The 25,544-nt window shown below is 47.0% G+C and carries 26 protein-coding genes; 10 read left to right on the top strand and 16 right to left on the bottom strand.

Annotated elements, in window-relative coordinates; genetic code table 11:
- Positions 1 to 34: 34 nt before the first annotated feature.
- The 3 genes from ACWJJX_RS01845 to ACWJJX_RS01835 form a co-directional block, all read right to left on the bottom strand.
- The gene (locus tag ACWJJX_RS01845) at positions 35 to 988 is read right to left on the bottom strand and encodes an N-acetylmuramoyl-L-alanine amidase (protein WP_003154880.1); all 954 of its coding nucleotides are present in this window, start codon (positions 986 to 988) and stop codon (positions 35 to 37) included.
- Between the two features lie 141 nt (positions 989 to 1,129).
- Positions 1,130 to 1,264 carry a PhrA family phosphatase inhibitor gene (locus ACWJJX_RS01840; protein ID WP_003154881.1) on the bottom strand — a complete coding sequence of 45 codons (135 nt, stop codon included), beginning with the start codon at positions 1,262 to 1,264 and terminating at the stop codon, positions 1,130 to 1,132.
- Positions 1,254 to 2,390, bottom strand: a complete 1,137-nt coding sequence (locus tag ACWJJX_RS01835) for a response regulator aspartate phosphatase (protein ID WP_454022680.1) — start codon at positions 2,388 to 2,390, stop codon at positions 1,254 to 1,256. Before ACWJJX_RS01835 ends, ACWJJX_RS01840 begins: the two co-directional genes overlap by 11 nt.
- Before the next feature lie 204 nt (positions 2,391 to 2,594).
- On the opposite strand from ACWJJX_RS01835, the gene ACWJJX_RS01830 reads away from it, so the two are divergent.
- Together ACWJJX_RS01830 and ACWJJX_RS01825 are read left to right on the top strand one after the other, a co-directional pair.
- The gene (locus ACWJJX_RS01830; protein ID WP_017417598.1) at positions 2,595 to 3,062 is read left to right on the top strand and encodes a DinB family protein; all 468 of its coding nucleotides are present in this window, start codon (positions 2,595 to 2,597) and stop codon (positions 3,060 to 3,062) included.
- 148 nt (positions 3,063 to 3,210) lie between these two features.
- Positions 3,211 to 3,975: a sulfite exporter TauE/SafE family protein gene (locus ACWJJX_RS01825; protein WP_015388360.1), complete on the top strand. Its 765-nt coding sequence runs from the start codon at positions 3,211 to 3,213 to the stop codon at positions 3,973 to 3,975.
- Between the two features lie 33 nt (positions 3,976 to 4,008).
- On the opposite strand, the gene ACWJJX_RS01820 is transcribed toward ACWJJX_RS01825, so the two are convergent.
- From ACWJJX_RS01820 to ACWJJX_RS01785, 8 genes are all read right to left on the bottom strand, one after another.
- Positions 4,009 to 5,502: a UxaA family hydrolase gene (locus ACWJJX_RS01820; RefSeq protein WP_102421811.1), complete on the bottom strand. Its 1,494-nt coding sequence runs from the start codon at positions 5,500 to 5,502 to the stop codon at positions 4,009 to 4,011.
- The gene (locus ACWJJX_RS01815) at positions 5,499 to 6,944 is read right to left on the bottom strand and encodes a tagaturonate reductase (protein ID WP_454022679.1); all 1,446 of its coding nucleotides are present in this window, start codon (positions 6,942 to 6,944) and stop codon (positions 5,499 to 5,501) included. Before ACWJJX_RS01815 ends, ACWJJX_RS01820 begins: the two co-directional genes overlap by 4 nt.
- A gap of 75 nt (positions 6,945 to 7,019) precedes the next feature.
- A complete protein-coding gene (locus ACWJJX_RS01810; RefSeq protein WP_204530471.1) occupies positions 7,020 to 8,018 on the bottom strand; it encodes a LacI family DNA-binding transcriptional regulator in 999 nt (332 codons plus the stop codon).
- A 70-nt stretch (positions 8,019 to 8,088) separates the two neighbouring features.
- Positions 8,089 to 9,480, bottom strand: a complete 1,392-nt coding sequence (locus ACWJJX_RS01805; protein WP_050569566.1) for an MFS transporter — start codon at positions 9,478 to 9,480, stop codon at positions 8,089 to 8,091.
- Positions 9,481 to 9,504: 24 nt separating this feature from the next.
- Complete coding sequence (gene uxaC, locus ACWJJX_RS01800) at positions 9,505 to 10,902, bottom strand: glucuronate isomerase (protein ID WP_454022678.1); 1,398 nt, start codon at positions 10,900 to 10,902, stop codon at positions 9,505 to 9,507.
- 186 nt (positions 10,903 to 11,088) lie between these two features.
- Positions 11,089 to 12,267 (bottom strand): NAD(P)/FAD-dependent oxidoreductase, encoded by a 1,179-nt coding sequence (locus ACWJJX_RS01795; protein ID WP_003154907.1) that lies wholly within the window; start codon positions 12,265 to 12,267, stop codon positions 11,089 to 11,091.
- 39 nt (positions 12,268 to 12,306) lie between these two features.
- A complete protein-coding gene (locus ACWJJX_RS01790) occupies positions 12,307 to 12,723 on the bottom strand; it encodes a DUF1641 domain-containing protein (RefSeq protein WP_003154908.1) in 417 nt (138 codons plus the stop codon).
- 386 nt (positions 12,724 to 13,109) lie between these two features.
- Positions 13,110 to 13,607 carry a cupin domain-containing protein gene (locus tag ACWJJX_RS01785; protein WP_015388368.1) on the bottom strand — a complete coding sequence of 166 codons (498 nt, stop codon included), beginning with the start codon at positions 13,605 to 13,607 and terminating at the stop codon, positions 13,110 to 13,112.
- Between the two features lie 129 nt (positions 13,608 to 13,736).
- Here ACWJJX_RS01785 and ACWJJX_RS01780 point away from each other — a divergent pair, with 129 nt between their 5' ends.
- From ACWJJX_RS01780 to ACWJJX_RS01770, 3 genes are read left to right on the top strand one after another with little or no spacing between them, the layout of a single operon-like run.
- Positions 13,737 to 14,720: a DMT family transporter gene (locus ACWJJX_RS01780; RefSeq protein WP_073982150.1), complete on the top strand. Its 984-nt coding sequence runs from the start codon at positions 13,737 to 13,739 to the stop codon at positions 14,718 to 14,720.
- A 25-nt stretch (positions 14,721 to 14,745) separates the two neighbouring features.
- Complete coding sequence (locus tag ACWJJX_RS01775; RefSeq protein WP_073982149.1) at positions 14,746 to 15,483, top strand: ABC transporter ATP-binding protein; 738 nt, start codon at positions 14,746 to 14,748, stop codon at positions 15,481 to 15,483.
- Between the two features lies 1 nt (position 15,484).
- Positions 15,485 to 16,246, top strand: a complete 762-nt coding sequence (locus ACWJJX_RS01770) for an ABC transporter permease (RefSeq protein WP_003154915.1) — start codon at positions 15,485 to 15,487, stop codon at positions 16,244 to 16,246.
- Positions 16,247 to 16,270: 24 nt separating this feature from the next.
- On the opposite strand, the gene ACWJJX_RS01765 is transcribed toward ACWJJX_RS01770, so the two are convergent.
- Positions 16,271 to 17,089: a uroporphyrinogen-III synthase gene (locus ACWJJX_RS01765; RefSeq protein WP_454022677.1), complete on the bottom strand. Its 819-nt coding sequence runs from the start codon at positions 17,087 to 17,089 to the stop codon at positions 16,271 to 16,273.
- A 175-nt stretch (positions 17,090 to 17,264) separates the two neighbouring features.
- Here ACWJJX_RS01765 and ACWJJX_RS01760 point away from each other — a divergent pair, with 175 nt between their 5' ends.
- On the top strand, positions 17,265 to 17,450 hold the full coding sequence (locus ACWJJX_RS01760; protein ID WP_003154919.1) for a hypothetical protein: 186 nt from the start codon (positions 17,265 to 17,267) through the stop codon (positions 17,448 to 17,450).
- Positions 17,451 to 17,492: 42 nt separating this feature from the next.
- On the opposite strand, the gene ACWJJX_RS01755 is transcribed toward ACWJJX_RS01760, so the two are convergent.
- From ACWJJX_RS01755 to fdhF, 4 genes are all read right to left on the bottom strand, one after another.
- Complete coding sequence (locus ACWJJX_RS01755) at positions 17,493 to 18,677, bottom strand: macrolide family glycosyltransferase (protein WP_071391970.1); 1,185 nt, start codon at positions 18,675 to 18,677, stop codon at positions 17,493 to 17,495.
- Positions 18,674 to 19,894: a cytochrome P450 gene (locus tag ACWJJX_RS01750; protein WP_176283272.1), complete on the bottom strand. Its 1,221-nt coding sequence runs from the start codon at positions 19,892 to 19,894 to the stop codon at positions 18,674 to 18,676. The genes ACWJJX_RS01755 and ACWJJX_RS01750 overlap by 4 nt, the downstream gene beginning before the upstream one ends.
- 207 nt (positions 19,895 to 20,101) lie before the next feature.
- Positions 20,102 to 20,644: a DUF1641 domain-containing protein gene (locus ACWJJX_RS01745; RefSeq protein ID WP_012117344.1), complete on the bottom strand. Its 543-nt coding sequence runs from the start codon at positions 20,642 to 20,644 to the stop codon at positions 20,102 to 20,104.
- Positions 20,637 to 23,594, bottom strand: a complete 2,958-nt coding sequence (gene fdhF, locus ACWJJX_RS01740; RefSeq protein ID WP_139885222.1) for a formate dehydrogenase subunit alpha — start codon at positions 23,592 to 23,594, stop codon at positions 20,637 to 20,639. Before fdhF ends, ACWJJX_RS01745 begins: the two co-directional genes overlap by 8 nt.
- A 121-nt stretch (positions 23,595 to 23,715) precedes the next feature.
- Here fdhF and ACWJJX_RS01735 point away from each other — a divergent pair, with 121 nt between their 5' ends.
- From ACWJJX_RS01735 to ACWJJX_RS01720, 4 genes are all read left to right on the top strand, one after another.
- Positions 23,716 to 24,285 (top strand): YjgB family protein, encoded by a 570-nt coding sequence (locus ACWJJX_RS01735; RefSeq protein WP_003154930.1) that lies wholly within the window; start codon positions 23,716 to 23,718, stop codon positions 24,283 to 24,285.
- A gap of 97 nt (positions 24,286 to 24,382) precedes the next feature.
- Entirely contained in the window at positions 24,383 to 24,784 is a 402-nt protein-coding gene (locus tag ACWJJX_RS01730) for a ribosomal maturation YjgA family protein (protein WP_015388374.1), read from the top strand.
- A gap of 43 nt (positions 24,785 to 24,827) precedes the next feature.
- The gene (locus ACWJJX_RS01725; protein ID WP_012117340.1) at positions 24,828 to 25,001 is read left to right on the top strand and encodes a YjfB family protein; all 174 of its coding nucleotides are present in this window, start codon (positions 24,828 to 24,830) and stop codon (positions 24,999 to 25,001) included.
- A 113-nt stretch (positions 25,002 to 25,114) separates the two neighbouring features.
- Positions 25,115 to 25,297, top strand: a complete 183-nt coding sequence (locus ACWJJX_RS01720) for a hypothetical protein (protein ID WP_071543315.1) — start codon at positions 25,115 to 25,117, stop codon at positions 25,295 to 25,297.
- The last annotated feature ends 247 nt before the right edge of the window (positions 25,298 to 25,544 follow it).

Below are 25,544 nucleotides of genomic sequence, written 5' to 3'. Positions count from 1 at the left end.
GAAACGGAAGCCCGGGGAGCTTCCGTTTTATTGATTACAGTTTTTCTTCAATTTTCGCCTTCGTTTTCGGGCCGTAAATTCCGTCTGCCGTTAATCCGCTGACGGATTGAAAACGTTTTACGGCATTTGCCGTTTTCGGGCCGTAAACGCCGTCCGCCCCATGATTTTTTGCTCCTTTATCGGGATAAAAATAAAGAGCGGATAAAGCGTTTTGCACTTGTTTTACGTTTGTCCCTTTCGTCAGCGGTTTCGTCACTTTGATCACACCGGATGGAAGCGGATAGGAAGACACAGCCTGACTTTTTGAAGAAGAACCCGTCTGAGCGAGCTTGATCACTTGTCCGACTGTAATGTGATTCGGATCGGTGATATGGTTGATGCTTTGCAGCGATTTTACGCTGACACCGTGCGATGCGGCGATTTCCGATAAGGTGTCGCCTTTTTTCACATGGTATTCAGACGCAGAAGAAGAAATAGAGGCTTTTTTCGCCGGCATACTTCCGCTTAATTTCTTTTCAATCTTTGCCTTCACTTCATCCCAGCGGCCTTCAGACAAAATGCGGTGCGGGCAGTACTTTCCGTTCCAGTCCTGATGCTTTCTGATTCTGTCAATCCCCCAGCCCCGTTCTTTCAAAAGCTGCGCCGCAAACGCAATCGCCAGTTCTTCTGCGGCTCTGTACCGTTCGCCGCCTGACTTGCTGTAACAGATTTCTATAGCAATCGACTTTCGGTTTCCGGTGCCGTTCGTGCCGTCTCCCGAATGCCAGGCATTCCGGTCCAACGGAATTCCCTGGATCACTTCTTTGTCATCAACCGCAAAATGATAGCTCGTTGATTCGCTGTTTCCCGTCATATAGCTGATTTCATTAGCGGCGGATGCGTCGTTTGCCGTGTTATGAATGGTAATATACTCCGGCGTCATCGGATTCGGACATTTTAACGCATATTTATCAGCCGATACGAGCCGTTTTTTCACTTCAATCCCCACTCTTCATCTCTCCTTATGCCTTTTTCATCAATAGGTGGCATTCGTAGGACAGATAACTGAGTATATAGACCCTGCATTCGGATAAAAATGGAATGGATACGCATACAAAAAATAAGACCCTTCCAAAGAAGGGTCTTTATGTTATGTTTGGTTGCGCGCGGCAATATGGAATGTGCCGTCCGCTTGGTTTTCCAAATGGCTTTCATGGCCGATCACCTGTGTAAAGCTGAACCCGACAGCAACAAGCAGCAATCCTGACAATAGTTTAGATTTCATATAGACAATCTCCTCTCTGGATTTGTTTTTGGGCGTGCACCATTTTTTCATAAAACGTGAGCGCTTTTTCAGGCTGTCCGTGTTTCATGTAAAATTTGGCAGCGTCATGCGCCAATTCTTCCACATACGGATACAGCATGTGTTCTTCCAGAAAATCAAACGTGTGCCTGACGGATGCGTTATCCATTTCCTTGCCGTATAACGCATGCAAAAATTGGAACAGATTGACAAACAATTCATCATTGTATTCGCGGGCGATACTGAGCCCGAGGCGATATTGCTTCTCTGCTTCGGCTGTAGTGTTCTGTTTATAAAGAACCTGTGTTAATGAGTAAATAGAATGCGGAAGATTATCGAACTTTTCTGACCTGCAAATGGAAACGGATGTCTCAAAATATTCGGCTGCTTTAGAGAGGTCTCCCATTTTTTCGTAACAGTTTCCGAGATTATATAAGGCTGAACTGATAAGACGGGGATTGCCTTCTTGTTTTGCAAGATCTAAAGCAAGTTCTAAGTGGGGCAATGCTCTTTCTGGATACTGCATGTCATCATAATTCCCTGCAATAACGAATTCACATTGGATTCTGCGGACGTTGTACGTCTCATACGATTGGTACGTTTCAAGGGCTTGAACGGCATAACTCATGGAGACGTAGGTTTGTTTCAGGTTGTAAAAAATCTCGGCCATTTTAAAAGCAAACTCAGCTTTCTCGATGTCATCAGAAACGAGTGCAAGGTTTTTTTCAGCCCGTTTGTAATACATCATGGCGTTTAGGAACATTTTCTGTTTAAATTCGTACATTCCTCGAAAAAAATTAAAGTAGTAATCAAGCAGTCCTGTCAGTTTATACTGGTTGCCTTCAATGTCTTCCAATAATTCTGAAAACTCAGGCTGAGAAGGGTCCTCCTTTAAGGGCTTGATGTAATCCAGCATGACGCGGTGTCTGAATTCCATTAATGAATAATACAGCAGCAGATCCTGATCTTCTTCCATATCCTCAATCTCTCTCTCTACTTCACGTTTGACGCGCTCCGCCTCAAAGACGTGAAACTGCCGGATATGGGTATACCATTCATTAATTTTGAGCCCGACAAAAGAGGACGGAATAGTCTGCTTCATCCTCAATAAATCCCCCCTTTTGGAATGACCGAGATATGTCATATTTTATCATAATTGCTAGAAAAAGAAGAACGCAAAAAGACCGCAATTGTCGAATTTCGGATATCCGCAACGATTTATCTTCATCACAAGCTTATTGCTTGTTTCTTCCGTGCCGTTGATATAGCATATCCTTGCAGCTTTTATTCTGTATTAAATGGGGGTTTTCACATGACAGCACAAAATCAATTGGTCAGCCACTTTCTGTCACATCGAAACGTGACGATTGAGCTGGCAGAAAAAATCAGCCGCGAGCATTACGACTACAAGCCGGCGGAGACATCAATGTCCGCTCAGGAACTTGTAAAACACATCGTTTATTCTTTTCTTATGTTTGCAAACGTCATTAACGACGGAAACGGATCAGCTATCCAGAACAAACCGAAAGAAGAAGCGGAAACAGACCTCGTCAAACTGGCTGAAGCATGTACTGAAAAAACGACAAACATCCTGTCACAGCTGACTGAAGAGCAGCTGAACCGCGAAATTGACCTGACTGCCTCTTTCGGCAGAAAAATAACCGGCGCGGCTCTCCTTCAGCTTGCCATGGAGCATGAAATTCATCATAAAGGCAATCTTTTCGTGTATGTCAGAGAAATGGGCCACACGGAACTTCCGTTTTATCAGCAAAAATCATAATCCGGCCATCATCCGCCGATCTGCGAAATAACAGCAGGCAGGCGGATTTTTTTGTTCTGTATAAAATTTTCCGAAAATTTAATTGATTACCGCCTCTTAATCATATATAATCTGATAAAAATAGTAGGATTATTCAGGAGGCACACAGATGACTGTAAGCATTGTGTTTATGGGTTTCTTTGTCGGAACGCTGGTCGGATTGACGGGTGTGGGAGGAGCGGCGCTTTTGACTCCTTTACTGATCGTTTTAGGGATCAACCCCTCAATCGCCGTCGGCACTGACCTTTTATATAATTCCATCACCAAACTGTTCGGTGTCGTTTCTCATTGGAAACAGCGCACCGTTCAATTTAAACTTGTCGGCTACTTGGCGCTCGGGAGCATTCCCAGCGCAACAGCCGCCATCGGTATTCTTCACTTGTTTCCCGCTTTTCACCAGCATCAGGAGCAGATTATCAAACAGGCGCTCGGCTACGTGCTGACCCTTGTCGCTATTTCCATTATCGCCCGCCTTTTTTTCGATAAAAAACTGCGGCCGAACCGCTGGCAGCAAAAAACACTTGAAGAAAAGCGGACACTCATGATACTGATCGGCGTCATTTTCGGCTTCATCGTCGGCCTGACATCTATTGGGTCCGGCTCATTATTTGCGATCGCCATGTTATACCTGTTCAGAATGAAAACGGCAGAAGTGGTGGGAACGGATATCGCACATGCCTTTCTGCTCGTAACTGTTGCCGGTCTGTTAAACGCAAGCTTCGGAAGCGTCGATTACCTGCTTGTATTGAATCTGTTGATCGGCTCTGTGCCGGGTGTGCTTCTCGGCAGCTTCTTTTCGCCGAAATTCTCACCGCGCCCGCTGCAGTTTGTGATGGCGGCGATTATTTTAATCAGCGGGATAAAATTAATCTAAAAAAGGCGGTCTGTTGTCAGATCGCCTTTTCCCTTATAACGTCACACCGGACTTAAAGATTGCAAGCTCCCGAAAATCGTTTTTTTCGTTATTGACGAATTGTCCGCTTGCAACGTTAATAATGTATTGAATAAAATCTCTTACAATGTGATCTTCTGTTGTTTCGTCTTCCGCCAATCTCCCCGCGTTGTAATCAATCCAATGCGGTTTTGATTGAAATAAATCGGTATTTGTTGATACTTTCACAGTCGGGACAAATGTGCCGAACGGCGTGCCTCTTCCGGTTGTAAACAACACGATGTGACAGCCAGCCGCGGCGAGCGCTGAAGAAGCGATTAAATCATTGCCGGGCGCACTGAGCAGTGTCAATCCCTTTGTTTTCAGTGTTTCACCGTATGTCAGCACATCAGAAACCGGTGCAAGACCGGCTTTTTGGGTGCAGCCGAGCGACTTGTCTTCGAGCGTTGAAATGCCGCCTTCCTTATTCCCTGGTGACGGGTTTTCATAAATCGGCTGCTCGTGCTTCATAAAATATTGCTTGAAATCATTGATCAATCGGACTGTTTTATGAAACACTTCTTCACTCGCCGCACGCTGCATGAGAATCGTCTCAGCGCCGAACATCTCAGGCACCTCCGTTAAGACCGTGCTCCCTCCCTGTGCAATCAAGTAATCTGAAAATCTCCCTAATAAAGGGTTTGCGGTGATGCCGGAAAAACCGTCCGACCCGCCGCATTTCAATCCGATGCTCAATTCTGACAGCGGAATCTCCTCACGTTTATCTCCCTTTGCCGCAAGGTGTATCTCTTTAAGAAGCGCTGTCCCCGCTTCAATTTCATCTGTGACAGCCTGTGATTCGAGAAATTTCACCCGATCTCCGTTCACTTCAGAAAGCGTTTCCTTAATTGCCGCCAGCTCATTATTTTCACAGCCCAGCCCTAAAACCAGCACACCGCCCGCATTTGGATGGCGAATGGCGTTAATCAGTATTTGTTTCGTATTCTCATGATCATCGCCAAGCTGGGAGCAGCCGTATTGGTGTTTTAAAACCAGCACATTGTCAAAGGGGGCAATGTCTTTCGCCTCTTTTACGAAGCGCTGCAGGATTTTCTCAGCGACGCCGTTTACGCAGCCGACTGTAGGCACGATCCACAGTTCATTCCGGACGCCGGATGTACCGTTTTCTCTTTTGTAGCCTTGAAATGTCCGGTTCTCATTTGTAAAAGGATTGTCCTCGAAGCGCGGTGAATACGTGTATTCTTGCACATCGGATAAATTCGTTTGCAGATTATGGGTATGAATATGCTCGCCGGCCGAAATCCGCCTTATCGCACGCCCGATCGAAAAACCGTATTTAATGATGCTGCCGTTTTCTTCAATGGTTTGCAGCGCGATTTTATGCCCCCGCTTTACAAGGTCCTTCACTTCAATCGTCAGTCCGTCTGTATGCAGCCGCTCCCCTTTGTTAAAATGGCGCATAGCGAGAAGCACGTTATCGTTTTTATGGATTTTTATGACCTCTTTCATTTCACTTCCCCCTTATTGCCGCAGCATTCATGTAACGCATGCTTCATCCCCCGCTTATGAATGACAGAGAGAAAAAAAGCCGTTCGTTCAGTCAGCCCCGGAAGATGGTTCAGATTCTTTCCCCACAATCGCTCTTCTCCTAATATAGAAAATGCCGCTTGAAACATATCATCTTTGCAACGGGACCGCGCCATTTGAAAACGGTTCAGAACCTCCTCGCCATCTGCCGGTTTGTTCAGCCCGTTCCAGTATGAATAGATCATGGCGCTGAATGAAAATACCAGCCTCTCAGGAAGCCGGCCCTCCTGTTCGATATAAGCCTTCAGCGTCGGCAGGTTTCTTGTTTTGAATTTCGCGGCGGCGTTAAGGGTGATGCTTTGCAGATAATGTTGGATATAAGGGTTTTTAAACCGGTGTAACACATCTGCCGCATACTGGGTGACACCCTCCATTTGCAGCACGGGAAGGATTTCTTCATTGATCAGCTCTTCGATGAATCTGCCCGTCACCTCGTGCTCAGCCGCTTCCCGGACGGTTAGCAGTCCGTATAATAAAGCCACTGGCGCCAATGCCGTATGAGCGCCGTTTAAGATTCTCACCTTTTTTGTCCTGTAAGGCGTAAGGTCAGACGTGATCAGTGCGTTCAGCCCGGCATCAGCAAAAGGAAGCTCATTCTGAAGCTGTTCCGGCCCTTCTATCACCCACAAATAATAATGCTCACCGACCACAAGCAGACGGTCTTCGTATCCGAGAAAATCGGTAAGTTCTTCCGCGGTATCAACAGGAAATCCCGGAACAATCCGATCCACGAGGGTATTGCAGAAGATGTTCGCATCATGAATCCATTGAGTAAAATCAGGCTCCAGCTCCCACAGCCCGGCATATTGAAGCACGGCCGCCTTCAGTTTCCGTCCGTTTTCTTCGACCAGTTCACATGGAAGCACAATGCACCCTTTCTCGGCGTCACCCGCAAATGCCTTATAGCGGAAATAAAGGAACGCCGCTAATTTCCCGGGGAATGTTTTTTGAGGTCTATCCTCAAGCCGGTCGCCTTTCTCTAACGTAATTCCCGCTTCTGTCGTATTGGAAATGATAAAACGAAGCTCCTCTTGTGCTGCCAGCCGTTTAAAGGAATCATAGTCAGAAAAAAGATCAATGCCGCGGCTGATGGATTTGACGATCATGTGTTCTTCAGCCGGTTTTCCGTCCTTTATCCCCTGCAAAAAAAGCGTAAACAAACCGTCCTGTTCGTTTAAACGTTTGATTTTCTCAGAGCCTCTCGGCTGTACGGCGACAACGCTTCCGTTAAAATCCGTCAATTGATTCAATTGATCGATCTGCCAGTCAGCGAAGGCCCGCAAAAAGTTGCCTTCGCCGAACTGAAGGACTTTTTCAGGATATTGAATGTATTCAATGCACATCTTTTTATTCAGCTGCCGCAAGCTGTCCGCCTCCTTCTGCATTTATGCACACGTTAACATTTTCCCGTACGAAAACCCGGATATTCAGACGGGCTGTTATGTGAGTTTTTTAATTGAGTCTCTTATCATCACCTCGGTGTTTTCGTATATTTTTTCCGCCGCCGTATCCGGGTCGGTGATAAGCGCCAAAATCTTCTCTGCGCCGAGTATGCTGATTTTTTCAACCGGGCGTTTTACTGTCGAAAGCCTCGGTGTCATGTATTGAGAAATGCCGATGTCATCAAACCCGATAACGGATATATCTTCCGGAACGTTCAGGCCTTTGGCGAAAATGGTATTCATCGCCCCGATCGCCATATCATCGTTTGAACAAAAAACAGCCGTAGGCGGTGATTGAAGCGCCAAAAGTTTTTCCATCGCCTGACTGCCGCTTTCCATATCATAGCGGCCTTTTACACTGTATTCATGCTTAATCGGGATAGAATGATCAATTAAAGATGTCAAATAGCCTTCTTTCCGCTGCGAAGCTGACCTGAATCCTTCCTTTCCCTCAATGATCGCGATATCTCTGTGTCCGTTTGCGATCAGGCAGTCGACCGCCTGTCTGGAGCCTTCTTTATCGTTTGACAGGATATTCGTGATGCTCCGGTCATCAATGTCCCGGTTCAGCACGACGAGCGGGATGTTTTTCTCGCGGATATGATAAATAAATGAATTATCACTGTCGCTTTGGCTCATTAAAATGATTCCGTCATATCTCATGGGCGTAATGGTTTCAAAGCTTTTCAGATCGTCAATCGCGCGGACGAACAAATTGTATTCCTCACTGATTGTGCGGTTTACACCTTTGATGGTATCGGAAAAAAAGCTGTGTGAGGTTCCGTTGGTGATGCTTGTAAAAAACAGTCCGATCGTATGGGACTTTTGCATGGCAAGGCTTTTTGCATTTACATTCGGTGTGTAATTCAGCTGTGAAGCGAGCTCTAATATTTTCTGTTTTGTATGCTCTTTAATGTGGGGGCTGCCGTTAAGTGCCCGGGATACGGTTGTGTGGGATACGTTGGCGAGTTTTGCGATATCTTTTATGGTTACCATCGTTTTTCCTTTCTTTCTGTATGCTGGCATTTATTTCTATTGTACCATTAACGGACAGTCCATAAAATCACTAAAGTTGAGGTTTTGCATGATGTAAGTCCTGAACGAGCTCGGCATGCTGCCGGTCCGTCAGTTTATACATTAAACCGATAATCAGCATGGCGCACGCTAAAGCGAAAGCCGGGTACAGCAGCAGAAGCCCTTTAATCCCGATTAACGTGCCTTTTGTCTGAGATGCATTCGGGATATAGCCGATAACGCTCAGCCCGATGCCTGAAAGAAAACCTGATAAAGATTGGGCGAGTTTTCTGGAGAAGTTAAAAAGCGAATATGTCGTCGCCTCCTTCCGTTCACCCGTCTTCCACTCTCCGTAATCAATAATGTCCGACACAAGCGCCCACGTAATGCCGTTTGGTATGCTGATCCCGATAAAAGCAATGCTCGCTAACGCCGTAAAGATATATACATTTGACGGGAGACAGAAATTCAGCGCATCAGCCGCGGCGCTGACGGCAAAACCGATCATCACTGTTTGCTTTTTTCCGAAGCGTTTGACGAGTTTCGGCATAAACAACACACCTAAAAATGAAGAACCGATGATGATAAAACTCATGTAGGACATCAGCTCCGCATTGTTGAGATTGTATTGGGCGAAGTAAACAAGCATAGCGGATTTAATGTTATATGCCGATATTGAGAAAATCGTCATGAAAACGACAGTCAGAAGCGGTTTGTTGCCGATAAAGCATTTGAAAACCGACATGACGGACAGCTTTTCTTTCGGCGCTTCACGGACGATAATTCTTTCTTTGCAGTTTCGGTAGCAGATCATAAATCCCGTGATTCCGATTACGGCCATCATTCCCATGACTGCCGGGTAGCCGATGTGAACGTTATCAAAATGAACGAGAATCGGGATGACGATGACACTTGTAATGAGCAGCGCGCCGAGAGAGCCGATCTGGCGGAATGCGGAAAGCGCCGTTCTGTCCTCCGCATCCTGTGTAATGGCTGCACCGAGGGAGCCGTACGGAATATTGACGAAAGAATAAGCGACCCCCCACAGCATGTAAGAAGCATAGGCGTACACAAGCTTCCAGGTGACGCTCACGTCCGGTGACACAAAAATCAATACGGTCATGACCGCAAGAATAATACTTCCGAATAATAAGTACGGCCTGAATTTACCCCGGGGTCCGATCTTTTTTCTGTAGTCAATGGCCGAGCCGACAATCGGATCAGTCAAAGCCGCAAACAGCTTGCTGACCAAAAAAATACTGCCGGCGAACGCTGCCGGAATGCCTGCGACATCTGTGAAAAACTTCAGCAAATAGATCTGCCCGAGATCAAACATAAATCCGTTCCCAAAATCTCCGAAACCATAGGATACTTTTTCTTTCAGACTCAGCTTATGCTCCTTCACTTTTGCGGCAGGTGCTGTCACGACAGGCACATTACTCATAGGCCACCTCTTTCATTCCATTTTTTAAAAGCGGAAATATTCCTCAGCATTCCGGTAACAAATTCCCTCGACAATCCTCCCTAAAAGCTCCATATCGCAGGGCGCTTCGCCTTGTTCCGCCCAGCCGCCGATCAGCGTGCAGACAAGCCGCCTGAAGTATTCATGGCGGGGATAGGACAGGAAACTTCTTGAATCCGTCAGCATCCCGATAAAACGGCTGAACAGGCCTGTGTTTGATAACGCTTTCATTTGTTGAAGCATTCCATCTTTCGTGTCATTGAACCACCAGGCTGTGCCGAATTGAATTTTCCCCGGTGTTTTCCCATCCTGAAAGCTGTTGATCATGCTGGCGATAATATAGTTGTCATTCGGATTCAGAGAATACAAAATCGTTTTAGGCAATTGCCGCTTTTTTTCGGCGGAATCTAACAGCCGTGCAAGCGGCTTTGCGATACGTTCATCATTAATTGAGTCATATCCCGTATCAGGACCGAGGCTGCTGAACTTATTTGTATTGGTATTTCTTAACGCGTTAATATGGAACTGCATCGCCCAGTCCAGTTCGGCGTAAAGACCGCAAAGATATTGCAGCGTCCGTGTTTTGAATTTCTTTTCATCTTCAAAAGACACATGCTCTCCGCTTAATCCCGCGGCAAAAATCCGGGCCGCTTCCTCTTCGGTCGTCTCGGCATAAACCATTTGATCTAATGCATGATCCGACACTCTTCCCCCGGCATTGTGAAAAAAGCGGACGCGGGATTCCAACGCATCCAAATACGATTGGTAGGTGGTGACAGCCATTCCGGAAGCGCTCTCCAGCGAACGGACCCAATTGGCAAAACCCGGGCTGCTGATGTCCAGTCCTTTGTCAGGCCGAAATCCGGGCAGCACTTGAACCGGAAAATCACTTTCTTTCAACAGTTCGTGGTATGTCAGCGCATCGGCAGGATCGTCGGTTGTGCAAATGACTTTGACATTTGATTTCAGAATGAGATCCCTTGCGCCAAACCCGTCTCCCTGCAGGAGCTCATTCGTTTTTTTCCAAATTGCCGCGGCCGTTTTTTCATTCAATACGTCATAAATGCCGAACCAGCGCTGCAGCTCTAAATGCGTCCAGCTGTACAGCGGATTGCCTATCGCCATCGGCACCGTTTTTGCCCAGGCGAAAAACTTCTCTTCATCTGAAGCGTTTCCGGTAATGCAGCGCTCTTCAATGCCGTTGGCCCTCATGATCCGCCACTTGTAGTGGTCACCGTAAAGCCATGCCTCCGTAATGGTTGCGAAGGTTTTATTTTCATAGATTTCCTTTGGGCTTAAGTGACAGTGATAATCAATGATCGGCATGTTTTCTGCGTATTCCCGGTACAGCTTTACGGCCGTTTTACTATCCAGTAAAAAGTCATCACCCATAAAAGCTTTCACACTCTCATCCTCCCTCTTAAAAAATGTTAACGTTAACAAAATGGTTCTTTTTTATTTTAGCTTCCTCTTTCTCACATATCAATTATTTTTATTTTATTTTTCAGAAAATTGCATCCGTTAACATTTTCATGCAAAAAAGACATTGCCGAGAAAAGTCCGGCAATGTCTTCTGTGTGATCTTAAGGATTAGTAAGCGAGGCTGAATAATCCTTTGATATGTGTTAAATAACGTACGTTACTTGCTTCTTTCATTAAAGATGCCGGAAGGCCTTTCAGCGGAGTAGAGTTCGCTCCGATGATGGCAACCGCGTCTTTACGTCCAAGGCTTGCAAGCGTACCAGAGTTTACAGGCTTGAATGTTTCAAGCGTTTTTCCTTCTAAGTAAGCGAACAGGTTGTAACCGACAAGTTCACCCATCTGCCAAGCGATTTGCGCTGTCGGCGGGTACGGACGGCCGTCCGGCGCAAAGTATACAGCGCTGTCTCCGACAACGAATACATCTTCGTGAGAAGTAGATTGTAAGAAATCGTTAACCGTCGCACGGCCGCGGTTCACTTCAAGGCCGGATTCGCCGACTAACGGGTTGCCTTGTACGCCGCCTGTCCATACAAATGTGTTGGCAACGACTTTTGAACCGTCTTTCAGATCAATAACGTTTCCTTCAACATTTGTAACAGGAAGACCTGTTAAGAACTCAACGCCGCGTTTTTCAAGGCTTTTTGTCGCGCGTTCGATAAGGTCATCAGGAAGAACAGGAAGAATTTTCGGACCTGCTTCTACTAATTTCAGTTTGATTTCTTTCGGATCTACGCCGTATTTTTTCGTAAGGTTCGGCATGATGTCAGCAAGCTCACCGACAAGCTCGACGCCTGTTAAGCCGCCGCCGCCGATAAGGATCGTTGCATCAGCTTCGTTTTTCGTTTTAGAGTATTCACGCACACGGTCTTCCACGTGTTTGTATACTTTGTTGGCATCAGCAGCAGATTTCAGCACCATGCTGTTTTCTTCAAGTCCAGGAATGCCGAAATAAGCCGTAACAGAACCAAGTCCGACAACAAGCGCGTCATAAGTCAGCTTAGAACCGTCAGAAAGGGCAACTTCTTTCTTATCAACTGAGAAAGAATTGACTTCTGCGATTTTAATGTCGACGTCTTTTCCTTTCAGAAGTTTTTCAAGCGGCATAGCAACAGCCTGTTCAGACACGTTGCCGGCTGCAAGGCGGTGCAGTTCCGTAATGATTTGGTGAGTCGGGTATTTGTTCACAACGGTTACGCGTGCTTCATCTTTACTGTAATGTTTGCGAACGGTTAAAGCAGAAAGAACTCCGCCGTAACCAGCGCCTAAAATGACAATATGTTTTGACATCGTATATCCTCCGTCCTTTATATCAATTTGAATCTGAGATTATTTTTGTTTTTCGTTCATGATTTCAAGATAGCTGTTAGCAAAACGGAACAGCTTTTGAGCTTGAGGATCTTTCAGCATGCGCAGCAGGCCGAAAAGTCCGATCGTTTCATTGCTTGCATCCGCGCGGTCTTTTGCTTCGATCGCAGTAGCCGCAACTTCTTTCGCTGTTTCTTTCACCGGCTCAAGAATTTCTGTAAGCGCACCCACTGTATCGCTCTTCAATACTTCGTCTGTCGCTACAGACTGTGCAAAATCATAAGACTTCGTTAAAATATTTACTAACTCAGTCAGTTTTGGAAGCTGATCCACTAAAACAGTCAGTGATTCTTGAACTTCAGGTTTTAGCAGCTGATCAATAAGATCGCGTTGGCCTTGGCTGACAGATGCATTTGTTTGATCGATTGTTTCTGGCATATCCGATTCTCCTTTACTATAAGCAGTATGCTGATTTTTTTGGAAAGGGTAGCCTTTCCCCCTTCATGCAGAAAAGCATGAAAAAGCAAGATTGTGAATTCATGCACAATCATTTACAAAAATAAATGTTTACTACCCAGTTTTTCACTTTGCCATATCCAGTATTATTTTTATATCAACAAAAACAATTGAATAAGTCAAAATTTCTTTTTCCTCTCTGAAAATAGCAAACATAAAAAACCCCAATTTGATTTACTCTTATATAATAACACTTTTTGAACAAAATTTGAACGTGAATTGTTTCGTTTATGAAATTATTTATATGGCGGGGGTGTAATAACGTTTCTTTTAGGCTATTTTTTTACAGACCGTCCGCTTTTCCCCTGTCATTTTTCCCACAATTTTAAAAGCGGGCCCGTTTTTCCCGTAAAGGGGTCACATTCCGGGAGCGGGACGCGGCTGATTTCTTCTGAAGTTCTATCATTTTTCTCCGTTTTTGTATCGTACTGCCGGCCGCCCGGATAAGCTCCGATCACGGTAAAATCAGAACTGCCCGACAGTTTTTTATGTCCGGTGCCGGCCGGAATGACCGCTGCGTCTCCCGTTTGAAGAACGGCGTCCGCCCCTTGTTCCCCGCCGAACCTCAAAACCGCGGTTCCTTTTACCGCGACAAGAACTTCGTGCGTGGTGCTGTGAAAATGATGATACGGAAATACTCCGCCCGTCCAGCTGTTAGACCAATCGTGCCGGCGGAGGACGGACTCTGCTTTCTGTACCGTTTCTTCATTAAATACCGCTTTATAAATAACAAGCGGAAGATTCGGGTTATTCGGAATGCGGCCGTCATCTTCGAAATAAAGCACTTGAATATCCTCTTTCTGCATTGTGTTCACCTCCGTATATGTCTGTTTCCCATTCATCATTTATTAAAACGCTATTTTCTCATATTCCATTGCGAAGCCTGCCGGTGAATAGTATAGTATAAAAAAATATGTGTCAAAATGAGGGATTTAATGAAAGCCATCGTGATCGGAATATTGGCATCTCTGTTTTTTGCAGTCACATTTATTTTAAACAGGGCGATGGAGCTTTCCGGCGGAAGCTGGATGTGGAGCTCTTCCCTGCGTTTTCTTTTTATGATTCCGTTTTTATTTTTGATCGTTTATGCGAAAGGAAAATGGGCGCCGCTCTGGCATGAAATCCGGAAAAAGCCGTTTTTTTGGCTGAAGTGGAGTTTTACCGGGTTCGTGCTTTTTTATGCCCCGATTACGTTTGCGGCGGCATATGGGCCGGGCTGGCTGATCGCCGGCACGTGGCAGATTACAATTGTCGCGGGTGTGCTTCTGTCGCCGTTTTTCTGCGAAACAAAAAATTCACCGGCGGGCCCGGTTTCCGTCAGACAAAAGATCCCGCTGATTTCGCTGGTTACTTCCGTCATCATCCTGATCGGAGCCGGGCTGATTCAGCTTCAGCATGCGGGTTCTCTGTCCGGCCGCACGATACTATTCAGCGTGGCGCCGGTCGTCGTCGCGGCGTTTGCCTATCCGCTCGGCAACCGCAAAATGCTGGAACAATACGGCGGAAAACTCGATACGTTTCAGCGGGTGCTCGGCATGACGCTCGCAAGCCTTCCGTTTTGGCTTTTGATCGCCGCTTTCGGCTGGTATAGAGACGGGCTTCCCTCAATGGGACAGACATTCCAATCCTTTATCGTCGCACTCAGCTCGGGCGTTATCGCAACAGTATTATTTTTCCGCGCCACCGATATGGTGAGGAATGAGCCGCAGAAGCTCGCTGCTGTTGAAGCGACGCAATCCGGAGAGGTTCTTTTTGCACTGATCGGCGAAATCGTCTTTTTATCCGCGGCGTTTCCGTCACTTCTTTCATTTGCCGGACTGTTCATTATTATTGCGGGAATGGTCATGCATACATTCGCTTCCCGGCAGACAGACCAGAAAAAGGCGGAGCAAACGTCAGCCAATCTCACCGGTTCCTGATTTTTTACGAAAGGTGTCATCCTATATGAAAGAAGAAATTCCGGCAATATCTTTTCTGTCAGCCGGCAAACGCTTTGAACAAAACAATACGTCCTTTGATGTCCTAAGCCGTGTAACCGGACATATTCAAAAAGGTTCTATCACGGCGTTGATAGGGCCTTCCGGCGCGGGAAAAAGCACATTGCTGTCACTTTGCAATCTGATGAATACGCCTGATGAAGGGGAAGTGCTTGTATTCGGAAAAGAAATAAGGCGCTGGGATATCAGGGAGCTCAGAAAAACCGCGGGCCTTGCATTTCAATCAGCTCCCGTCACGGAGGGCACGGTGCGGGACAACCTTCTGCTCGCAGAAAAACTCCACGGGGCGCAGCACTATACCCCTGAAGAGCTCGCAGATTTTACAGACCTTCCGCGCGGGCTTCTGGATCGGAATGCGAAAGAATTATCCGGAGGTCAGCGGCAGAAACTCTCATTAGCGCGAACTCTCGCCGTACTGCCGTCCATCCTGCTGCTGGATGAAATCACCTCGGCGCTCGACCCCTCATCCGTTCTCACCATTGAGAAACTGATTACGAAACTCCATCGGCAAAAACAGCTGACAATCCTGTGGATCACCCATAACCTTGAACAAGCGGAACGATTATCCGATACGGTATGGTTTATGGCTGAGGGACGGCTTTTAGAGACCGCGGAAACGAAAACGTTCTTTAAGGAACCGAAACACGAAAAAGCCCGGGCGCTTTTACAAGGGAGCGGGTGCTGATATGAATGATCTTTCACTGTTACTAACAAGTATATTTGTCATTATCGCTTTATTCCTGTCTAAATCTTTTAAAGCCGGCGTCGAAAAGGATATGATCGTCGCAACCGTCAGGGCCGTCATTCAGCTTCTCATCATCGGCTATGTGCTGTCGCTGATTTTTCGCGGTGATCACCCGATATTTATCATATTAATGGTGCTTCTCATGCTCACGGCCGCTTCGCACAATGTCGCCAAACGGAAAAAAATGCGGATCGGCTCATTTTGGCGCGTTTTTCTGACACTGGCGATCGCGGAAACCGTGACGCAGGGACTTTTACTGACCCTTCACATCATTCCGTTCACTTCAAGATATGTCATTCCGATAAGCGGCATGGTCATCGGAAACTCCATGGTGCTCTCAAGCCTGTTTTTAAGCCGGCTCAGTTCGGAAGCAGACCTGCGGAAAGAAGAAATCCAGCTGATTCTCTCTCTCGGAGGAACGCCTAAGCAGGCCGTCCGGCAGATATTGACGTCCAGTATGAAGCTCAGTATGATCCCGACGCTTGAAAGCCAGAAAACATTGGGTCTCGTTCAGCTTCCCGGCATGATGACGGGGCAGATTTTAGCGGGGGCTGATCCGATACAGGCGGTGCGCTTTCAGCTGCTGATCGTTTTTACAACGATGGCCTCCGCTCTTCTTACGTGTATCATACTCAGCGCCTTGACATATCCTTCCCTTTTCACGGAACACTGGCAATTAAAAAAATTCAGCAGGGAAGCGTAAGCTTTTTCCCTGCTGAATGATGGTTTATGACAAGGTCAGAGATTCATAGTAACGGGATAATTCAATAATCATCGCTCCCATCCGCTCAATGTCCGGAGCAAGGACCCTCTTTACCCCTTCATCCCGGATCGCTTCAGCCGTCACTTTGCCGACTGCGGCGGCAAGCACGTGTTTTTCGAATGCCTGCTGCAATTCCTTTGCGGATCCTTTTTCTTTTGCATAATCAAAGAGAGAGCGCACTTGAATGGCTGTCGTAAAACATACGGCATCGACCTCTCCGTTTAACAGCTCTCCCAGCAGTTTATCGACCGTCTCTCTTTCAGGCGGAATATGCTGATACGGCAGAACAGGGAATACCTCCGCTCCGTTTTTCTCAAGGAACTCCGTTAAAACCGGCGCTTTCTCGCCATGAAGCTGTATCATGACTCTTTTATCTTTAAAGTCAAATCGTTCCAAGGAGCGGATCAGCCCTCTTGTTGTACCGTCTTCATCTGAGGCATGCGGCGTGATGCCGAGCTTTTTTAAGGCCGCATATGTTTTATAGCCTCTGCAGCCGATTTTCGCTTCATGAACGGCCGCTAAAAATTCTTCTTTCAGACCGATTTTTTCCGATACCGACAATAACGTTTCCGTACCGATGCCTGTGGTGAATATCACCCAGTCGGCTTTTTGCTCGGCAAATGTTCTTACGTCGGGTTCCATTTGATCCTCCGCCAGGTATACGGTTCCTTGGAGGGAACGGATGACCGCCGTTCCGCCCTGCTTTTCTATTAATTTTGTGATCTCTTCTGTTTTCCGCGAACCGCCGATGGCAATCCGTTTCCCGTTCAATCCTTTTCCCATCGCTGTTTTCTTCTTCCCTTCAGATGCCGGGCGCCCTATGGCAGGCCGTCATTTATTTCTATTATTGTTACGCAATCAGCCGGGAAAATCAAGCTATGCTCCCGTTGAATCCCCCGTGCAGTTGCTGTATCATTAACCGGGCAGAACGATTTGATTCGCGGAGGGACTTTCAATCATGGAAACAAAAAAAGAGTTCGAGACAAAAGGATACGATACTTCGGTTATTTATGAGTTCAATGAATATCCTGATGTTCACAGCGGCCGATGTGACAATTGCGACTACACGCTGTTTAAAAGCTCAGTGAAGGGCGGAAAATTTTTGAGGGAATGCCGGAGATGCGGCATGAAGAAAAATATATAACAAAACAGGCAGCGGTCTTCCGGTGCGCTGCCTGTTTCTCCATCAATTTTCGACGGCCGCCTTTTTCAAAAATTCTTCAATGGCGCAAACAGCCTGTTTAGGGCCGCCGGTTTCTTTTATTTTCTGCTGCATGCTTTTCACGCGGCTGAGGATGTTTTTATCGCCGTATACGTTCTGAACGTCTTTTTGCAGACGGGCCACAGTGACTTCTTTCGGCGGCAGATGCACGCCAAGCCCCAATTCATCCACACGCTTTGCGGTAACCTCTTGTTCGTGCATTTGCGGAACGACAACGAGCGGAACACCCGCATTCATCGCCTCCATTGTACTGTTCATCCCGCCGTGAGATACGAACAGCTTTGCTTTCTCCAGCACATCAAGCTGCGGAACGTGCTGGCGGATGATAAAGTGATCGGGCACATCCGAAAAACTTTCCGGATCAATTGTTGTGCCGACTGACATAATAACCCGCCAGTCCGAGTCCCGAAACGCGTCAATACACATCCGGTAAAATTCAGGCCAGGCGTTAAACGCTGTTCCCAGTGAGATGAGCATAAGCGGACGGTCATCGGCTGCATCAATTTCCAGACTTCCCGTATTTGTGCGTTCTCCAAGAGACGGACCCGCAAAACAGAATCGTTCATCAAAGGTTTCCTGTTTCGGCTGAAAGGCCCTTGGCATAAAGACGATATTCAATTTTTCAGGCATGAAAAATTCTTCCATTGTCATCCGTTTCACTTGTTCATTTTCAATTTTCTCCTGATATTCTTCTATCGCCTGTTTGGCCGCTTCCATCGTTTCTTCGTCTCTTCCTAATTGAAAATACTCATTCATTGCATAGCTTGGGCAGAACTTTACGGCCGGGATGCCGCCATTATCCGCAAACAATTTTCCGGCAAGCGCTAAAAAATCAAACAGGACGATGTCAGGAAGGTCGTCTTTGTACAGCTCTTCCAGCTGCGGAAGCACTTCAACCGCTTCTTCCAGAAACATTACAAACGCGTCACTTTTATTTACCCGTTCTTTTATCGTCTTCGGGTCCGCCTTTATGCTTGTGCGGTATAAAACGGGAATAGCACCCGTTTTGGCAACGGAAGCTTCAAATTCCTCAGTCGTAGCGAATGTCACTTTATACCCGCGATTGACAAGTTCCTCAGCCACAGGCAGCGTGGGATTGACATGACCGTGAGCGGCCACATTAATAATGGCGATGTGTGTTTTTCTCATCTTTTTTCTTCTCCTTCATTTTCGTTTATCTCCGCTTCTAAAGACTCCAGCCCGTACATGACACTGTTTCGGATCGGCTCAATCCGGACGGGCTCAAGGTGTGAAAAGGTTTTTACAATTCCTTTCAGCGCGGCTTCCGCTTCAAGTCTGGCAAGCGGAGCGCCTAAGCAGAAGTGTACGCCGAATCCGAAGGAAAGGTGCGGATTCGATTGGCGATGAATATCAAATACGCCCGCCTTCTCAAATTTGTTTTCATCACGGTTGGCAGATGCAACATAGCAGAGAACGATCTCTCCGCTTTTCAAGCGGCGTCCGCGCAGCTCAGTGTCGTGCCGGACCGTCCTTCTGACAAACGGAGCGGGAGCGCGAAAACGCAGCGTTTCTTCCACCGTTTGCGCGATGAGAGAAGGGTCCTGTCTCAGCTCTTCATAAAGGCCGGGCGTCTCTAATATGCTGTAAACCGCATTTGAAATGAGATTAGTCGTTGTTTCATTTCCCGCCACTAAAAGCAGATTGCAAAACGGGATCAGATCTTCTGGCGTGAGCTTCTCTCCCTCTTCTTCCTCTTTTATCAAAATAGAAATAATATCTTGGCCGGGCTGTTTTCGTTTGCTTTCTATTATTCCCGCAAAAAACGCCGCCAGCTCCGCCTCACATTGGTCACGTTCCTGCTGATTTTTCTCCGCCGCTTCAGGACTCGCATCTTTCGGCATGCTGACGAGAATATCCGACCATTTTTTAAACTGATCCATACGTTCGGACGGAACGCCTAATAATTCTGAAATCACCATGACCGGCAAAGGGTAAGAGAGATCTTTAACGATATCAATCCGCCCTTTGTTCTTTGCCTGTTTCAGGAGATGATCGGTAATGTCTTTAATTCTCGGCCCCCATTCCTTCAAGACGCGGGGAGTGAAAGCGCGATTGACGGCAGATCTGATTTGGGTATGTTTCGGCGGGTCCATATTCAGCATGGACTTTGCAATCGAGCTTTTCACATCAGTCATGCGGCTTGAGAACGTCTCTTTATCACTGATGACTTTTTTGACATCATCGTATAAAAACACACTCCAAACCTTCGTCTCTTCATCAAAGTATATAGGGCTTTCCCGTCTCATTTTTTCATACCAAGGAAAAGGGTTGTATACGTCCAGGCCGTTTTTTCCTTTCATCAGGGTTCTTTGGATGGCTTGTCTCGTGCTCCTCAGCTTACTCATGTTACATCACTCCTGATTGTTTCATATTTGAATAGTTGACGTACCTTGAATTTTATCCTAGCACATATTTTCAATTTTTTTCTATTCATAACCTTAACTATTAACATAACACAACAAAAGTCATGAATCCGGAGGTGAAATTTCTCCCAAGAAAACAGCAGAAGTGCACAAAAAACCCGAGCCTTCGGCCAGGCTCGGGAGAAATGCTCACTCATTCGTCTGCGGTTTCTGGTGCTGCTTTTGGTCTTCAGGAGGCTGCGTATTTCTTTCCATATCGTCCGTATCAGCGCCCATGCCTTTCAGAAAAGAAAACAGCAGAGTGACGGCCTTGTTGATTTCCGGGTCTTTTAAAGCGCGGACGATATCAAAATACCCCGTCTTCCTGCCGCTGTCTTTTTCTTCGACGGCCTTTGTGACGCCCGCATTGATTTTAACGATAAACGGCTCAAGCTGTTTTACATCGAGCATGCCGAGAACGCCGCTTAACAGCAGGAGATTTTTCAGCATATTGGCCGTTTCCGGCGTATTCGCCTTCTTCACGAGGATATCCATCACTTTGTCTCCTTGGCCGAAGAGCCCGCGCAGAAGCGCCAAAACGCCGCGCTCGTTCATGTGCTGAAGAATGTGCAGAGATTCCAAAATCGCGTCTTTATTTCGTAAAAGAGCCGTCTCGATCTCTTCTAAGTCCTTTTTTCGTTTGTCTTCTTCTGTGACGGTCTGTTTTCGGATGCCGCTGATTGCTTTAGCCATTCTGCTGTTTCCCCCTTTTTACGGCGTCTCCCGGAAATACATAATCTTGACGCGCCCATTTCCGATCAACCCGGACACCGATCTGCGGCTGCGGGTTTCCGTAACGGAAATTGATTTTCGGAAGCGGATTAACGCCTTCTTTTTTCAAAATCTCCATCTTCGCTGATGTTTCTTTATAAGCCGGTGTATCGGTATCCTTATCCGCATAGCTGCTTGTCAAAAGGTTAATGGCAGCGTCTTTTGAATCGTTCATCGGGAGATAGACTTGTTTGCCTTTTACCCTGTCTGTGATGACGCATTTGACTTTCACATTTCCGTACGGTGATGTCAGACGGACAAGCGTTCCGTCTTCCAGCCCTCTTTCTTCGGCGAGTTCGGGCGAGACCTCAAGGAACACACTCGGTGTTTTTTCGGATATTCCTTTTGATCGGTAAGTCAGATTCCCTTCGTGAAAATGCTCGAGCAGCCGCCCGTTATTCACATGGATATCATATTCTTCATCAAATTCTTTCGGCTCGGTCCACTGAACGGGATATAGAATCGCTTTGCCGTCTGAAAACGGAAACTTGTCCGTAAATAAAAGCGGTGAATCGGTTCCGTCCGCTGCTACCGGCCATTGCAGTGAATTGTAGCCTTCGAGACGTTCGTAAGTGACGCCTGCGTAGAGCGGCGAAAGCATTGCCGCTTCTTCCATAATGTCTGCCGGATGTTCATAGCGCCAATCAGCGCCCAGCCGGTTGGCGATGTCCGTAATGATCTGCCAATCAGGCTTTGAATCGCCCAGCGGTTCAAACACTTTGTAAAGGCGCTGCACCCTCCGTTCCGTATTCGTAAACGTCCCTTCTTTTTCAAGGCTCGGGCTTGCCGGGAGCACCACATCGGCGAACTCGGCCGTCCGCGAGAGAAAAATATCCTGCACAACGAAGAAATCAAGCTTTTCAAAGGCGGCATGAACATGGTTGATATTGGAGTCGACAAGTCCCATTTCTTCCCCTTTTACATACATACACTTCAGTTTTCCCGAGTGGATGCCCTCGATCATTTCATGATTTGTCATTCCGATTTCTTTCGGCAGGTCTGTTCCCCAGCCCTGTTCATACTTTTTGCGGGCTTTTTCATCCGTTACTTTTTCATAGCCGGGGAAGCTGTCAGGCATACTGCCGAAATCACTGGCTCCCTGCACGTTATTATGGCCCCGAAGCGGATATGAGCCTGCGCCGGGCTTGCCGTAATTTCCGGTCACAAGAAGCATGTTGGAAATGGCCGTGCTCGTATCACTTCCTCCGATATGCTGGGTGACCCCCATCGCCCACAGTGCGCATACGCTTTTGGCTTCATGAATCATCCGGGCCACTTTAATTAAGGTATCCTTGTCCACACCGGTATGTTTTTCCGCATATTCCATCGTATAAGGTTCAAGGCTTTTCACGAATTCATCTAATCCGTTCACTCTCTCCTTCAGAAATGCAGTATCCGCCAAATCGTGATCAAGCAGATATTTCGATACGGCATTCAGCCAGACAATATCTGATCCGGCACGCGGCTGGAAAAACACGTCGGAGCGCTCGGCCATTTCATGTTTTCGCAAGTCAGCAACGACGAGCTTCTGTCCGTGCAGCTTATGAGAACGTTTAATGCGTGTGGACAGGACGGGGTGAGACTCAGATGTATTTGAACCGATAATCAGCACGAGCTCAGCTTTTTCTATATCTGTAATCGACCCTGAATCACCGCCGTATCCGACCGTTCTGAACAATCCGGCCGTGGCGGGAGACTGGCAGTAGCGTGAGCAGTTGTCGACATTATTTGTTCCGATAACGGCTCTTGCAAGCTTCTGCATCACGTATGATTCTTCATTCGTGCATTTGGAAGATGTGATAAACGCAAGCGCGTCCGGGCCGAAATGTTCTTTTATATCGGTAAATTTATCAGCGATCAGCTGCAGCGCTTCATCCCATTCCGCCTCCCGAAACGAGTCTCCTTCCCGGATAAGCGGTTTGGTAAGGCGCTTTTCACTATTGACGAAATCCCAGCCGAATTTCCCTTTCACACACGTCGAAATTCCATTTGCGGGCGCCTCAGCCTGAGGCTCGACCTTTAAAATGTCTCTTCCTTTCGTCCATATATCAAAACTGCAGCCGACACCGCAGTATGTGCATACGGTTTTCGTTTTTTTGATTCTTTCATCCCGCATGGCCGATTCCATATCCGATATGGCTAAAATTGATCCGTATCCGGTTTCGACGCCTTTTGTGATATCAATCATCGGCCGAAGCGTCTCTTGGCTGATGCCTGTTAAATACCCAGCTTCGCCTTCCATGCCTTTTTCCATCATGGCATTGCACGGACATACCGTCGAACAATGTCCACAGGAAACACATGATGATTCATTGATCGGCACATCCTGATCCCAAATGACCCGCGGGCGTTTCCGCTCCCAATCAATGCTTAACGTTTCGGTTACCTGTACGTCCTGACAGGCTTCGACGCAGCGTCCGCACAAAATGCACTGATCGGGATCATATCGGTAAAACGGATTTGATTCATCTTTAGGATACGGTTTTTGATCGAACGGAATGCTTTGATGATTGATTTTCATTTCCTTTACGGTATTATGTATTTCGCAGCTCCCATTGTTGTAATCACAGACCGTACAGTACAATTCATGGTTGTGCAAAATGTTGTCCATGCCGATAACCTGCGCTTTTTTTACATCGGACGAAAGCGTATCAATGACATCTCCGTCCTTTATTTGCGCGGAACACGAACGCACCAGTTCCCCGTTAACATTGACGATACAGGTATCGCACGTTTCAATCGGCCCGAGACTCGGGTGATAACACACGTGCGGCACGTCAATTGAACTATTGTTCAAAAGCTGCAAAACGGTTTGGCCGTCCGGCGCTTCCATTTCAACCCCATTGATTGTAACTTTCTTTGTATCAGCCATTTTCTTTCCCCTTTCTGTACCCCTCTATACATCCTCTATGATTCCCAACCGGCCTTTCACTAAAACATCTCGTTTATCTCAGGAAACATACGGGTATGAGCGGTAAAAAGGAGGCGTTCACATGTTGAAGAAAAAAACACTCGTCACGGGATTATCGGCAGTGATGCTCACGGGATGCGCTTTCGGAGCAGAAGCATTTTCGGATACACAGCCCGTCCATGCCGCAGCCGCTTCAAAAACGGAAAACCAGCGTGCACAAGAACTGGTGAACAGCCTTTACCAATCGGCATTTAAAGGGGAAATGCCGCAAAATGTGAAAGGCCTGAAAATCAACCAAAGCACAAGACAGGACGTTTATAATAAAATCGGCGAGCCGGAACAAAAAGCAGACAGCCGCAATCCATTTGATTTATACAGCTGGAACATGGGAAACCCCGGGTATGGATTTTCCTATCATAAAAACGGAAAAATCTCGGAAATACGCTATTTTGGAACGGGGGTCGAGCGGCGCTTAAACCTCGGCAGCGTCACACCTGACGTCTTAAGCAAACAAATCGGCAGCGCTGACAAAATCCTGACAGTGCCAGAAACGGGCGAAACAGATTACGTCTACCATACGGGGCAGTATGAGCTCCGCTTCGTCATCGGCAGTGATCAAAAAGCAGATCATGTCAACCTAAAAGCCAGATAACGCAAAAAAGCGGCCTCCCGGGCCGTTTTTTTCATAGACAGCTTCTCCGTCGTTCCTTACAATACATGGGAGTACAAAAAAAGGGGAACAGTGTGAAGTGAATAGACATCCATTGACATACGGAATATGTACCGTTTTTATCATCGCCCTCGGTTTGCTGTCCAGAACCGCATACATCACCGCCCTATTGCCCGGCATCATAAACGCTTATTTAGGAGATGCCTTGTGGGCGGCCATGATTTTTACAGGATTCGGGCTTTTCTTACGGCACATCCGGACGGAAACAGCCGCAATTTTGAGCCTCTCGTTTTGCTGTCTGATTGAATGCAGCCAGCTGTATCACGCGCCATGGATTGACGCGATCAGAAGCAGCACGCTCGGCGGGCTGATCCTCGGCTGGCAATTTGTCTGGAGTGACATTTTCGCCTATACCCTCGGGGTATGCGCTGCCGCACTTTTAGAATGGGCCGTAAAAAGAAACCGCCAGCCCTCTTCATAATCGGAGCACGCCGCCGATATGAAGGGATAAGGAGGTGGAAGCTATGGATATCCCTGCGTTATCAATCGCAATGCATCAGGCATCTCTGGCGCAGAATGTAAATATCGCTTTAACAAAAACGGTCATGCAGCATGCACAGGCTGCGGCGGAAGAAACAGTGAAAATGCTGCCGTCCCAGCACCCGACTGCCGGCCATTCAATTGATGTGAAAGTGTAAAAAAAGATGCCGGATGATAACCGGCGTCTTTTTTTTGCCCATTGTACATACACCGTACCGGGCATACAGGAATAAGGTAAACGGAACCAACATTTGAAAAGGAGGTTTTCCTCTTGTACGATCCTTTCGATCATGAATACACAGCCGAGAGCCACGAACGGGTGCCATATCATTATCCGCGGCCGCCTTATTATTACCCCAGACCATATCCATACTATCCGCGGCCGCCTTATTATTACCCCAGACCATACCCATACTATCCGCGGCCGTATATCCCGTTCTATCCTTGGTATTAATGTTTGAAAAGAAATGACTGCAGACAGGAGGCTTCCCCTGTCTGCTATTCAACTTTGACCGACAGGATATACGGGAGGGCTTGAACTTTCTCCATTACCGCTGCTTTCCCGCTTTTGCTTTTCACCCTTCCCTTCACTTCAAGCACCGCCTTATTCAATTCATAGGACGTAATCAGAATTCCTTTTTCCTCAAGAGAAGTTAAAATATCATGCATGACGGCTTTCTCTTCAATCCTGAAACTGACAG

The organism is Bacillus sp. YH3-2-B2, assembly GCF_053663335.1.
The sequence above is the reverse complement of the archived record's forward strand: the minus strand, read 5'-3'. Positions and strand labels throughout refer to the sequence as shown.

Bases quoted from the DNA above. Each gene is read 5' to 3' on its own strand.
- ACWJJX_RS01830 (WP_017417598.1), top strand. From the start codon at position 2,595: ATGACAGCACAAAATCAATTGGTCAGCCACTTTCTGTCACATCGAAAC.
- ACWJJX_RS01785 (WP_015388368.1), bottom strand. From the start codon at position 13,607: ATGCAGAAAGAGGATATTCAAGTGCTTTATTTCGAAGATGACGGCCGC.
- ACWJJX_RS01745 (WP_012117344.1), bottom strand. From the start codon at position 20,644: ATGGCTAAAGCAATCAGCGGCATCCGAAAACAGACCGTCACAGAAGAA.
- ACWJJX_RS01760 (WP_003154919.1), top strand. From the start codon at position 17,265: ATGGAAACAAAAAAAGAGTTCGAGACAAAAGGATACGATACTTCGGTT.
- ACWJJX_RS01735 (WP_003154930.1), top strand. From the start codon at position 23,716: ATGTTGAAGAAAAAAACACTCGTCACGGGATTATCGGCAGTGATGCTC.
- ACWJJX_RS01790 (WP_003154908.1), bottom strand. From the start codon at position 12,723: ATGCCAGAAACAATCGATCAAACAAATGCATCTGTCAGCCAAGGCCAA.
- ACWJJX_RS01805 (WP_050569566.1), bottom strand. From the start codon at position 9,480: ATGAGTAATGTGCCTGTCGTGACAGCACCTGCCGCAAAAGTGAAGGAG.
- fdhF (WP_139885222.1), bottom strand. From the start codon at position 23,594: ATGGCTGATACAAAGAAAGTTACAATCAATGGGGTTGAAATGGAAGCG.
- ACWJJX_RS01725 (WP_012117340.1), top strand. From the start codon at position 24,828: ATGGATATCCCTGCGTTATCAATCGCAATGCATCAGGCATCTCTGGCG.
- ACWJJX_RS01820 (WP_102421811.1), bottom strand. From the start codon at position 5,502: ATGAAAGAGGTCATAAAAATCCATAAAAACGATAACGTGCTTCTCGCT.
- ACWJJX_RS01840 (WP_003154881.1), bottom strand. From the start codon at position 1,264: ATGAAATCTAAACTATTGTCAGGATTGCTGCTTGTTGCTGTCGGGTTC.
- ACWJJX_RS01780 (WP_073982150.1), top strand. From the start codon at position 13,737: ATGAAAGCCATCGTGATCGGAATATTGGCATCTCTGTTTTTTGCAGTC.
- ACWJJX_RS01770 (WP_003154915.1), top strand. From the start codon at position 15,485: ATGAATGATCTTTCACTGTTACTAACAAGTATATTTGTCATTATCGCT.
- ACWJJX_RS01795 (WP_003154907.1), bottom strand. From the start codon at position 12,267: ATGTCAAAACATATTGTCATTTTAGGCGCTGGTTACGGCGGAGTTCTT.
- ACWJJX_RS01810 (WP_204530471.1), bottom strand. From the start codon at position 8,018: ATGGTAACCATAAAAGATATCGCAAAACTCGCCAACGTATCCCACACA.
- ACWJJX_RS01765 (WP_454022677.1), bottom strand. From the start codon at position 17,089: ATGGGAAAAGGATTGAACGGGAAACGGATTGCCATCGGCGGTTCGCGG.
- ACWJJX_RS01825 (WP_015388360.1), top strand. From the start codon at position 3,211: ATGACTGTAAGCATTGTGTTTATGGGTTTCTTTGTCGGAACGCTGGTC.
- ACWJJX_RS01755 (WP_071391970.1), bottom strand. From the start codon at position 18,677: ATGAGAAAAACACACATCGCCATTATTAATGTGGCCGCTCACGGTCAT.
- ACWJJX_RS01775 (WP_073982149.1), top strand. From the start codon at position 14,746: ATGAAAGAAGAAATTCCGGCAATATCTTTTCTGTCAGCCGGCAAACGC.
- ACWJJX_RS01750 (WP_176283272.1), bottom strand. From the start codon at position 19,894: ATGAGTAAGCTGAGGAGCACGAGACAAGCCATCCAAAGAACCCTGATG.